The following is a 12,219-nucleotide window of genomic DNA, read 5'->3' as shown; positions in this document are numbered from 1 at the left end:
TTTTTATCATATGCCGAGATGACAAAGTTATTGCCAATGTATATAAAAAAAACAAGACTAATATATAGCTATCAGTCTTGTTTTTCTTCCTTATCGATTGAGTAAACTTCCCACATATCGCAGCAATTCATTTGCGGATGTGGAATTATATCCATGTTCATCTATTAGTCGAGCAACTACCTCATTCACCTTTTTAAGATGTGCTTCATCTGGTGTTTTGGAAGAAGTCGTAATTTTAACAACATCTTTTAAATCTGCGAAAAGTTTCTTTTGTATTGCTTCACGTAATCGCTCATGCGAATTATATTCAAATCGCTTCCCTTTTCTAGCGTAAGCTGAAAGACGAATAAGGATTTCCTCTCGAAATGCTTTCTTAGCATTTTCGGATATACCTATTTGTTCTTCAATAGAGCGCATCAGTTTTTCATCTGGATTCATTTCTTCCCCAGTAAGCGGGTCTCGCATTTTGTTTTTATTGCAATATGCCTCTACATTATCCAAGTAGTTATTCATTAATGATATTGCTGATTCTTCATAGGAATAGACAAATGCTTTTTGAACTTCCTTCTTCGCTATTTCATCGTATTCTTTTCGAGCAATGGCAATATAATTCATATATTTTTCGCGGTCTTCTGTCGAAATAGATGCGTGCTGATCAAGCCCTTCCTTCAGTGCGCGTAAAACGTCCAATGCATTAATAGACGGCACTTCCTTACGAATGATAGCGGAAGAAATTCGATTGATGACATAACGAGGATCAATTCCATTCATTCCTTCGTTTTGAGATTCCTTTTTCAATTCTTCCACGTCAATTTCGTTAAACCCTTCTACGCTTTCCCCGTCATATAGGCGCATTTTCTTCACAATATCAATACCTTGTTTTTTCGGAACTTCTAGCCTTGTCAAAATGGAGAAGATAGCAGCTGCTCTTAGTGCATGCGGTGCAATATGAACATGCGTCATATCACTTTCTTTAATCATTTTTTCATATATACGCTCTTCTTGACTCACTTTTAGGTTGTAAGGAATTGGCATGACAATAATTCGCGAATGTAATGCTTCGTTCTTTTTATTGGAAATAAAGGATCTGTACTCTGTTTCGTTCGTATGCGCTACGATCAATTCGTCCGCACTAATTAAAGCAAATCTACCTGCTTTAAAATTCCCTTCTTGTGTCAGGGATAATAAATGCCAAAGAAATTTTTCATCTAATTTAAGCATTTCTTGAAATTCCATGATTCCACGATTTGCTTTATTTAATTCACCATCAAAACGATATGCACGCGGATCCGATTCCGAACCAAATTCAGCAATCGTGGAAAAATCTATACTACCTGTTAAGTCAGCAATATCTTGTGACTTAGGATCAGACGGTGTGAAAGTCCCAATTCCAACTCGTTTATCCTCTGAGAAAAAAATTCGTTCGATTATAACATGTTCTATTCGACCTTCGTATTCCTTTTCAAGTCGCATCGAATTGAGTGGAGATAAACTACCTTCAATTCGAATTCCATATTCTTCTGTAAAGTCTTCACGCAAATGTTGTGGAATTAAATGCAAAGGATCTTCGTGCATTGGACAACCTTTGATAGCATAAACTGCTCCTTCATCTGTCCGCGAATATTGCTCAAGACCTCGCTTTAACAACGTCACAATGGAGGATTTCCCTCCACTTACTGGTCCCATTAGTAAAAGAATTCGCTTCCGAACGTCTAGTCTTTTGGCAGCTGGATGAAAATATTCTTGCACAAGTCGTTCTATCGCCGTTTCCAGTCCAAAAATTTCATTCCCGAAGAAATGGTACATTTTCAGACCATCTCTTTCCGTTAATCCTGAACTATTAATCATATTATAAACACGCGAGTGTGCCGTTTGGGCAACTTCTGGTCTATCTTTCACAATGCCTAAATACTCTTCGAACGTGCCTTCCCATTTCAGTTTATTCTCTTCTTCACGGTAGCTCTTGACCTTGTTCAAAATATCCATCTTTTCCCTCCATTCAGGGGCGTTGTTTATACATAGTATGAAAGGATAGAATTTATGATACCTATTATCTTTAGGAATCGAGCACAATCTGAGAGTATTTATTTTTGTTGGGAGTTCTATTTTAATTAAAATCAGTCTCAACGTTACTATTTATTGTAAAATACTACTCCTTCTTATTTACAACTCTTCTTCTTTTAAAAATCCAATACACAACAAAGGCAATTACACCTAAAAAGAGAAAAACCGGTAAATTCCCGATAAGAAACACAATTACTCCAGAGCCCGCAGCCAAAAGTGCATTTGTACTTGTTACAAATTGTTTCTTTGTTTTGTCCAAGGTATTTAAGTCTTTATTGTCTATCTCAGGTATGATTACGCGATTTTCATACATTGTCAGCTCTACTGTGGAAAAGGAAGTTTGGTTTTCAAGGTATTTTATCTTACCTACTATAACTTCTATCTCCTCTTGTACCGATGCTAGATCGGAAGAAATTTTTAATAGATCTTCCGTTTTTTCCGCCTTTTTCATAAATTCTAGCAAACGTTCCTCTACTACTCGTTTCGATTTGATACGGGAGGTTAAATCTACGTATTGCTCCGTTACGTCTTGCCCGGTTACATTGCGTTCTAGCACTTTGGAAGCTACTTCTTCCGTATCGGATAAAAATGTGTCAAAATGCTTTTCTGGAATTCGTACAATCATATTGCCACTACTCGTCTGATCGTCTATCTGGAACACATTTGACTCCACAATATAGCCGCCATATTTCTTAACTTTCTGTTCAATATTGTATTGTGCATTCGCTAGATTTTTCACATTCGTACTTATAATCGCTTTGTGAATGATCATACGTTCAATAGTCACTTCTGATGGAGCTTCTTCAATTTTCCCTTCAGCTACATTTGCCATACTTTTCAATTCTTCCGCCGAATAGCTTGCAGAGTCGTTTGCTTCCTCTTTTTTGTATTCCTTTTCCATATCTTTATTATCACTACAAGCTGTAACTAAACTTAAAAAACTGATAAGAAGTAAATAGAAAATTAGTTTTTTCATTTCCAATTGCCCCCTGTCTTTGCATAAATAGACGGCTAAATGATATAAGAGTTACAAAAATAATTGAAAATTCATTTTCTATCACTCTACTACGCTAACGAGGTACTTAATTAGCATATGAGAAATTTTTACTTTTTTCACAAAAACACTTAATTTCTTGGAATATTTCGATAGAATAGAGATAAGAAATTAGAGGAGGGATTTACATGGGGAAAGCAAGTGAGAAAGTTATACGTTATCGAGGAACAGAATTGAATACGAAGGGCTGGCTTCAAGAAGCTGCTCTTAGAATGTTAATGAATAACTTGGACGCTGAGGTTGCAGAACATCCAGATGAACTAGTCGTATACGGAGGTATTGGAAAAGCGGCACGTAACTGGGATGCGTTTGACGCGATTGTTCGCTCATTAAAAGAACTAGAAAACGATGAGACATTACTTGTGCAATCTGGAAAGCCGGTTGCTGTATTCAAATCGCATGCTGATGCTCCTCGCGTACTGATTGCTAACTCTAACTTAGTTCCTGCATACGCTACATGGGAACATTTTCATGAACTCGATAAAAAAGGGTTAATGATGTACGGGCAAATGACTGCGGGTAGTTGGATATACATTGGTTCTCAAGGAATTGTGCAAGGTACTTATGAAACGTTCGCTGAGTTAGCTAAGCAACATTTTAATGGATCATTGAAACACACCATTACACTTACAGCAGGTCTTGGAGGAATGGGGGCCGCTCAACCACTTGCAGTAACGATGAACGGCGGTGTATGTATCGGTATCGATGTCGATGAGACACGTATTGATCGCCGAATCGAAACACGTTACACAGATGTTAAAACTCATTCGTTAGATGAAGCGATTCGAATAGCAGAGGAAGCAAAACAAGAAGGTAAGGCTTTATCCATTGGTCTTGTTGGTAATGCTTCTGATATTCTTCCCGAAATGATTGCTCGTGGTTTTATTCCAGATGTATTAACAGATCAAACATCCGCACACGATCCATTAAACGGTTACGTTCCTTCTCTTATGTCTTTAGAAGAAGCAGCTATTCTACGAAACAGCGATCCAAAAGAATATGTAAAATGCTCAAAAGCTTCGATGGCACAGCATGTTCGTGCAATGGTTGACATGATGGATAAAGGAGCTGTGACATTTGACTATGGAAATAATATTCGTCAAGTAGCCAAAGATGAAGGATTTGAACGTGCATTCGACTTCCCTGGTTTCGTTCCCGCTTATATACGCCCTCAGTTCTGTGAAGGAAAAGGACCTTTCCGCTGGGTAGCATTATCGGGTGATCCAGAAGATATTTACAAAACAGATGAAGTCATTTTACGAGAGTTCAGCTATAACACACATTTATGTAACTGGATTAAAATGGCGCGTGAAAAAATTCAATTTCAAGGTCTTCCTTCTCGCATTTGTTGGTTAGGTTATGGCGAACGTGCACGTTTCGGAAAAATCATTAACGATATGGTCGCTTCCGGTGAATTAAGTGCCCCAATCGTGATTGGTCGTGATCATCTCGATTCTGGATCAGTTGCATCTCCCAACCGTGAAACAGAAGCAATGAAAGACGGCTCTGATGCAGTTGCAGATTGGCCGATTTTGAATGCCATGATTAACGCTGTTGGCGGTGCAACATGGGTTTCTGTTCATCATGGTGGTGGCGTTGGAATGGGCTATTCCATTCATGCAGGAATGGTAATAGTAGCAGATGGGACGAAAGAAGCGGAAGCAAGATTGGAACGCGTGCTTACATCTGACCCTGGAATGGGAGTTGTACGCCATTTCGATGCTGGTTATGAACTTGCAGAAAAAACAGCACGTGACAAAGGCATCCACATTCCAATGATGAAACAGGAGGATTGAGGATCGATGGGAAAACCCTTTTGGATTAAACATGCAGCACAGCTAGTCACACTAGCATATAAATCTCCTGGTCCTCGAGTAAAGGAAGCCATGAGTGAATTAGCGATTATTGAAGATGGCAGTGTTTGGCTTGAAGATGGTGTTATTCAAGCAATAGGAACAACCACAGAACTTGCAATACATTACGCAGATCGAGCAACAGAAGCTGATGTTATTGATGCTACTGGACATTTAGTAACACCAGGACTGGTCGACCCACATACACATTTAGCTTTCGGTGGAAGCCGTGAGAGAGAGTTTGAAATGCGTCTAGAAGGCGCGACATATATGGATATCATGAATGCCGGCGGTGGAATTCATGCGACGACTCGAATGACACGCGAGGCAACTGAAGATGAACTAGTTCAGCAAAGTGTAGGAAGATTAGATTCCTTTTTAGCCCATGGTGTTACTACCGTGGAAGGAAAAAGCGGATACGGTTTAGATTTGGAAACAGAACTGAAACAACTCCGGGTGATGAAACGTTTGCAAGCGGAACATCCGATAGATATCGTTCCTACGTTTATGGGCGCTCACGCTGTTCCAACAGAATATAAAGGTCATGAGGAAGAATACGTTGATTTGATTATTAAAGAAATGCTTCCTATCGTTGCTCGAGAAAAACTTGCGCAGTTTAATGATGTTTTTTGCGAAGTTGGTGTTTTCACTCCTGAACAATCCGAACGCATTTTAGAAGCAGGAAAATTGTATGGACTTACTCCGAAAATACATGCGGATGAAATAGAACCTTATCAAGGTGCAGAGCTTGCTGCAAAAGTGGGTGCCATTTCTGCAGAACATTTATTAAAAGCAACAGATGAAGGTATTCAAGCTATGGCTGAGCAAGGTGTTATTGCATGTTTATTGCCAGCGACAGCTTTGTATTTAAGGGAAACAGCAGCTAGAGGACGAGCGATGATTGATGCAGGTGTTCCTGTTGCAATTTCTACGGATTGCAATCCTGGTTCTTCTCCAACCACATCTATGCCACTTGTGATGAACTTAGCTTGTATTTCGATGAGATTAACTCCTGCCGAAAGCCTATGTGCAGCCACTTATAATGCGGCATGTGCGATTCAAATGGAGGATAAAGTTGGTTCCTTAGAAGTTGGTAAGCAAGCAGATATTGTTCTTTGGAATGTGAGAAATTATCAGGAACTACAATATTTATTTGGCGTCAACCATGTGAAATGTGTGTGGAAAAAAGGGACAAAAGTGATTGGATAATAGGGAATACTCAAAAATCTCATAAAATAGCTGACAAGAATTCAATTAATTTAAAAGAAAGAACGTGAATAGAAATGATTTGTTTAAACGGACATGGGCTAACCCTGGAAGATATGCGTGACATCTTATACCAAAATGAAACAGTTATGCTAGAAGGCAACGCAATAAAAGCCGTGGAAAAAAGCCGCAAAGTAGTGGAAAACATTGTGAAAGAACGCCGAACAGTTTACGGCATCAATACCGGATTTGGAAAGTTTAGCGATGTGAGCATTGAGGAAGAGGATGTTCATGCACTGCAACTCCACCTTATTCGTTCCCATGCATGTGGAATCGGTCAACCTTTTGAAGAAACCGTGTCACGTGCAATGGTAGTTTTGCGTTTAAATGCATTGTTAAAAGGATTTTCTGGTATTCGTCTTGAAGTACTTGAAAGACTTGCGTACATGGTTAATAACCGTATTCACCCAGTGATACCACAACAAGGATCATTAGGCGCATCCGGTGACTTAGCTCCTCTCTCCCATTTAGCTTTGGTTCTTATTGGAGAGGGTCTTGTATGGGACGGTGAAAAACATATTTCTTCCCAAGAAGTGTGGGAAAGTCATAACTTAAAGCCAATTGTTCTAGAAGCAAAAGAAGGTCTCGCTCTTATTAATGGTACACAAGCTATGACAGCTCAGGGTGTCGTGAACTGGTTAGAATCCGAAACACTAGCCTACCAAAGCGAGTGGATTGCTTCTATGACCATGGAAGCTTTACATGGGATAACGGATGCATTTCATCCTGCTATTCATGAAGCTCGAGGATATCCAGAGCAAGTAGCAGTCGCAAAACGTATTCTAGGTTGGGTTGAAGGAAGTAAACTTGTTACAAAACAAGGGGAAAAACGTGTGCAGGATGCTTATTCATTACGGTGTATTCCGCAAATTCACGGAGCTAGCTGGCAAGTACTAGGTTATGTAAAAGAAAAGCTAGAAATCGAAATGAACGCCGCAACCGATAACCCACTTATTGTGGAAGATGGTGAGCTCATAATATCAGGTGGAAACTTCCATGGTCAACCAATTGCCTTTGCCATGGATTTCTTGAAAATTGGAATTGCTGAACTAGCAAACGTTTCCGAGCGAAGAATCGAACGATTAGTAAATCCACAATTAAACGAAGGTTTACCACCTTTTTTAAGTCCGCAACCTGGATTACAATCAGGTGCAATGATTTTACAATATGCAGCAGCTAGCTTAGTATCTGAAAATAAAACACTTGCACATCCGGCATCTGTTGACTCGATACCTTCTTCTGCCAATCAGGAAGACCACGTCAGTATGGGAACAATTGGTGCAAGACACGCCCATCAAATACTGCAAAATGCACGTCGTGTAATTGCCATCGAAGCGCTTTGTGCCATGCAAGGTGTAGAATATCGTGGAATTGACCTAATGGCACCAGCTCTATCAGAGAAGTGGCATGAAATGCGAGCATTTATCCCATCAATAACAGAAGATCGTATCTTTAGTATAGACATTGAGAAATTAAATACGTATTTAAAAGAAAAAACTGCAGATAAGAAAAGCGCAAGCGCCCTTTAAGTGCACCTTGTCTTCTCTATTTTTAGAGTGCTTTGGACGAAACATCAGCTACACTATTAACGTAGTAATTTAGCTCGTGAAGTGACTGCGTCACTTCACGAGCTATTTTTTTCGGTAATCTTGGGGCGGCTGTTTGTCCGTCGCCTTCTTGAAATATGTAAAGACATAATGCATTTGTTTTGGTTAATGAGAGAATAAATCCTTTCTTATTCTTTTAAAAGCGGACGAAGATGCAGTTTCGTTCGCTCAGCGCTTCTTTATCAATGGCTACTATCTATTTTTCTTTAGTACTACCGATCCTCTAACGACCCTGTGTCAGACTTAATTCCCACCAAAAAATTGTGATTGACGCAGGGTCCGGTATTTATCCAAAAGCTAAGCTATATTTATGCTTTTCTATCTTTTTAAAAAAGAGATTCTCTTATAATACAGAGTTGTCCAACTCTTCCCAGTCGACGAGCAGACGACTCTTTTTCATTCCCTCCCTCAATTAACAAAATCATTACTGGTATTACAGAGGTGTTACTGGTGCCAGGCACCAGTAACACCTCTGTAATAAAACCAATAAAAAAACCGCCATTTCGGCGGTTTTTTTATTTACCACATTTACATAATCCAGAACTATTTTTTTTACATTGTTTACACTTCTTATTTGCCATTAGCAACACCCCTTAAGTCATTTGTTAAAGAATATGAATACTCCTGATTGTCCTATGCTACAAAATTTTAAATTATTTTATGTAATCACCAAGGTTTTTTGCTTCATCTATAAACGGTAGTCATGTAGCTCTCTCTTTTCATATAAATATGAAAAGAATATTATGAGGAGATGTTAACGTGACCCTTTGGATAGATATTTCGGTAAATACCTTTCAACTTAAACTGTATGATGCCAGTATACTTTTGAAGACGTATCCAATAGCAATTGGAAAAGTATTGACTCCAACTCCGACAGGGAATTATATCATCATTAACAAAGAACTAAACCCTGATGGACCTTTTGGTGTTTTATGGATGGGTCTTTCCAAACCACATTACGGAATTCATGGTACCAACAATCCAGCATCTATAGGCAAGAATGTTTCTCACGGCTGTATTCGAATGCATAACCATGATATTCTTGAGCTTTCCTCCTTCGTTCCAACTAGTACAAATGTGTATATCCACAAATAAGAAGACTAATAGTTTCGACAAATTCCGCAAATTTTCTACTTGTGGATAAAGTTATACACAACAAAAAGTCCATTTTAAATACAATTTCACTCTATAAAATGAAGTTAATAACAGGTTATCCACTACTTTTGTGGATAACCACAGAATATTTCTAACTATTTTATGAAATAATATTTATAATAAAACGAAAACTCCAATCATCCTACAGATAACTTGAAAAGGAAAGCTGATTTCGACAGTGGAAAATTCTATAAACTATTGAGCAAACTCCTTTTTAGAAAATTTAATAAAAAATGTTTCGACAATTTCTGCATTTCTCTACTCATGTGGATAACTTTATGCACATTATCCCGAGTGCTCTACCTGCATTTAATCAACATATGAACATGTTAATCACATGTTATCCACTACTTCCTGTGGATAACAGAACGGTTGTTCCAAACGAAACTATTTGATAGATTAGAGTAAGTTAATAATTCTATTAATTCATTTTTGGAGCTTCAAACAATAATGTTACGTTCAGGAAAGTAGGAGGTGAATTACAGATGAGTAAAATGTCAGATGAATTGTTAATTGAATCTTATGTTACAGCGATCGAGTTAAACCTTTCTCCGGACTTTATTACCTTACTAAAAGATGAAATTCACCGGCGATCTCTTTCTATCGAACAATGTATTCTACTCTAAATATATTTAGACTTATTTTAGCCATAAATAGTTGAAATACAAGAAAAGACGAATATAAAGCGAAACTATTTTAACCTTGTATCGTATATACTCTATATAAGAGAATAATCTCTTATTCATTAGATTTAATACGGAGGGTATATAAAATGAAAAAATTAGTAGCAGTTTTACTTACAGCAACACTTGTATTTTCATCAGTTGGAAGCTTTGTTTTCAACGATCATTCAACGACTGCCGAGGCTAAATCTTATAAGTCAGGGAAAAGAAACTTTAACACCAATAAAAATAACACGATCAATAATTCTAATATTCAAAAGAAACAACAAGATTCTAAAACATCTACAAATAATTCTACTACTAAAACAAGTAGTAAAGGAAGCTTCACTTCAGGTGGGTTAATGAGAGGCCTATTTGTAGGGGGAATTGCCGGTTTATTATTTGGCAGCATGTTTGGAAGTATGGGCGCTTTAGGATCGCTTCTAGGCTTCGCTATTAATGCAGCAGCGATTATTTTTATAGTAGTTCTCATCAGAAAAATATTTGGCATCTTTAATAATAAGAAGAAAAAAGAGGAAGTTAACTCATGGAGAAGCTGATTATTCCTGAGCAAAATATAATTAATGCCGTTTGCGTTTATATCTCACGTCAATTGCAATGCGAACCTGAAGACGTAGAAGTAGAACTACTTTATGATGATGAAAATGGGTTTACAGCTGAAGCTTATCTAAATGAACAGAAAGAAGTTCTGAACACGTTTAATTTAATTAAAGCGCTTCGTCTAAGCATGGAGGAATTTTTAAATATAGACCCGATTTCTACTGGAATTGAGCTTTTGTTAGACGACGAAGAAGGCATTGTTGCAGCAGTTAATTAATAAATAATACGAAGCCGAGGAGCGAATCCTCGGTTTTTTTATAAAAGCTATGACATGTAGTAATTAACCAAAAGTATCCCGTTAATACTAGTTAATTTGGCGATAAAACACTACACACTCTCTACTTATCGGCTTTTGGATTGCTTTGGAATGAATGATCACTACACCATTACCGAGATTTCTGGATGCGGAGGGATGCGACTTTGTCAAAACTCTCCGCATTTTTTTTCGGTAATCGCGTGGTAGTCGTTTGTCGTTTGTCTTTTGTTCTCCATCATTTCGTCCAAAGAGGATCAAAAACATACAAGTGAAAATGGAAAAATTTACGTTTTCCTTACAAATTTATTATATAAGAAAGTGGCTAATCAACAGACATGAAAAGCTATGATGACACTTATATTTAAGCTACTCCCAATAAGCGATATACGAGGTAGAAAGAATTACAAAACATCATGAATACTGAATTTCCAGTGCTAAATTTCATTACTTTCTTATTTTTCAAGAAGAAAACCGGTGGCAAATTTGCCACCGGTCGGATATGTTATTTTTGGGTATTTTGATATCCACTCATTTGTGATTGGGCTTGAGCTACTAAACGCTTTGTAATTTCTCCGCCAACGGAACCGTTAGCACGCGCTGTAGCGTCTCCTCCAAGTTGTACACCGAATTCTTGAGCAATTTCATATTTCATTTGGTCAAGTGCTTGTCTAACTCCTGGTACTACTAGTTGATTGTTATTCGGCATGTCTCTCACCTCCTTGTGAAATTAGAATGTGCAATTTTGAATCATTTATACAAAAAAACTATAAGGTGAAATTTTACAGCGAGTTAAATGATTGAATACTAAAAAGTATTATTTAAAATAAGTACTGAGCAGTAACCCCACTCAGCACCTATCACAATCATTTATTTTTCAAGAACTTGATGAACTACTTCGCTCGGTTTACTTCTATTCAAATTTTTATAAATGCAACTCGAAGGAAGATCCCTTAAGCTATCGGCAAATGCGTTTGCCATTTCAGCCTCGCCTGCCACATGCAATTCTCTCCAACCACGCTTTTTCTTTAATTGTTCTATAGTCGTACTCATTCCTTTAAAGAAACTACTTGTATTTACCTTATACCTCGGATCCAAAACTTCACTTTTACTACCCGCAACTGTACGTCTACCTTTTGCATCTATTTTTTTCTTTTCTCCCCAAACTTCGGAAATTGGATCGTATTTGAAAGTTAAATCATCTCTTACAAATCCCATTGCCGTATCCAATATACGAACTTCTCCAAAGCTTGGCATGATAATACCTGCTTCTGGATATGCTTTATACATATACTCCAATTGTTCAGTTACCGGATGGTTTTCCCAGTAGAAATTTGTTTTTACCGGAACCTGCACATAATGAACGGACCACAAATCATCATTGGCAGTAGCAAAAATGACAACACCTTTACGTAGCTCCGTTTGATTTTTCTCATACAGTTCATCAGTTATTTTTTTCTTTAAAATCTGGAATGATTCAATTTCTTTTTCATCCGAGGCTTCTAAATACTCACCTAAACGCTTTAAGCCGCTTTTCAAATGGATTTTCCAACCTCCGTTTAATTGCTCGGGATCACCGGGATTCGTATTTAAATAAACACTCAACACACATCGATCGCTAGACGTATACTCTTTTAATGCTTTAAGTTCATTATTAATCGTCATCCTATAACCTCCTTTTCTT

At 37.7% G+C, this 12,219-nt stretch carries 11 protein-coding genes; 7 read left to right on the top strand and 4 right to left on the bottom strand.

Annotation, left to right across the window (positions count from 1 at the left end; translation table 11 throughout):
• Positions 1 to 90: 90 nt before the first annotated feature.
• Together PB01_RS02105 and PB01_RS02100 are read right to left on the bottom strand one after the other, a co-directional pair.
• Complete coding sequence (locus PB01_RS02105; protein ID WP_151698640.1) at positions 91 to 1,986, bottom strand: PrkA family serine protein kinase; 1,896 nt, start codon at positions 1,984 to 1,986, stop codon at positions 91 to 93.
• 163 nt (positions 1,987 to 2,149) lie between these two features.
• The gene (locus PB01_RS02100) at positions 2,150 to 3,040 is read right to left on the bottom strand and encodes a DUF4349 domain-containing protein (RefSeq protein WP_151698639.1); all 891 of its coding nucleotides are present in this window, start codon (positions 3,038 to 3,040) and stop codon (positions 2,150 to 2,152) included.
• 206 nt (positions 3,041 to 3,246) lie between these two features.
• Here PB01_RS02100 and hutU point away from each other — a divergent pair, with 206 nt between their 5' ends.
• From hutU to PB01_RS02065, 7 genes are all read left to right on the top strand, one after another.
• A complete protein-coding gene (gene hutU, locus PB01_RS02095) occupies positions 3,247 to 4,914 on the top strand; it encodes a urocanate hydratase (protein WP_151698638.1) in 1,668 nt (555 codons plus the stop codon).
• A 6-nt stretch (positions 4,915 to 4,920) separates the two neighbouring features.
• Positions 4,921 to 6,180: an imidazolonepropionase gene (gene hutI / locus PB01_RS02090; RefSeq protein ID WP_151698637.1), complete on the top strand. Its 1,260-nt coding sequence runs from the start codon at positions 4,921 to 4,923 to the stop codon at positions 6,178 to 6,180.
• Positions 6,181 to 6,254: 74 nt separating this feature from the next.
• Positions 6,255 to 7,766 carry a histidine ammonia-lyase gene (gene hutH / locus PB01_RS02085; RefSeq protein WP_151698636.1) on the top strand — a complete coding sequence of 504 codons (1,512 nt, stop codon included), beginning with the start codon at positions 6,255 to 6,257 and terminating at the stop codon, positions 7,764 to 7,766.
• An 837-nt stretch (positions 7,767 to 8,603) separates the two neighbouring features.
• A complete protein-coding gene (locus PB01_RS02080) occupies positions 8,604 to 8,939 on the top strand; it encodes a L,D-transpeptidase (RefSeq protein ID WP_151698635.1) in 336 nt (111 codons plus the stop codon).
• Positions 8,940 to 9,484: 545 nt separating this feature from the next.
• Positions 9,485 to 9,625, top strand: a complete 141-nt coding sequence (sda, locus tag PB01_RS02075; RefSeq protein WP_151698634.1) for a sporulation histidine kinase inhibitor Sda — start codon at positions 9,485 to 9,487, stop codon at positions 9,623 to 9,625.
• Between the two features lie 146 nt (positions 9,626 to 9,771).
• Positions 9,772 to 10,221, top strand: a complete 450-nt coding sequence (locus PB01_RS02070) for a hypothetical protein (protein WP_151698633.1) — start codon at positions 9,772 to 9,774, stop codon at positions 10,219 to 10,221.
• Positions 10,209 to 10,499, top strand: coding sequence for a DUF2653 family protein (locus PB01_RS02065; protein ID WP_151698632.1), 291 nt, complete (start codon positions 10,209 to 10,211; stop codon positions 10,497 to 10,499). The genes PB01_RS02070 and PB01_RS02065 overlap by 13 nt, the downstream gene beginning before the upstream one ends.
• 541 nt (positions 10,500 to 11,040) lie before the next feature.
• Here PB01_RS02065 and PB01_RS02060 read toward each other — a convergent pair.
• On the bottom strand, positions 11,041 to 11,244 hold the full coding sequence (locus tag PB01_RS02060) for an alpha/beta-type small acid-soluble spore protein (protein WP_151698631.1): 204 nt from the start codon (positions 11,242 to 11,244) through the stop codon (positions 11,041 to 11,043).
• Positions 11,245 to 11,405: 161 nt separating this feature from the next.
• Positions 11,406 to 12,200, bottom strand: a complete 795-nt coding sequence (locus tag PB01_RS02055) for a VLRF1 family aeRF1-type release factor (RefSeq protein ID WP_151698630.1) — start codon at positions 12,198 to 12,200, stop codon at positions 11,406 to 11,408.
• Positions 12,201 to 12,219 lie beyond the last annotated feature (19 nt).

The organism is Psychrobacillus glaciei, from assembly GCF_008973485.1.
Taxonomy (GTDB): Bacteria; Bacillota; Bacilli; order Bacillales_A; family Planococcaceae; genus Psychrobacillus; species Psychrobacillus glaciei.
Note: the sequence above shows the minus strand (reverse complement) of the source record. Positions and strands in the feature narration are given on the sequence as shown.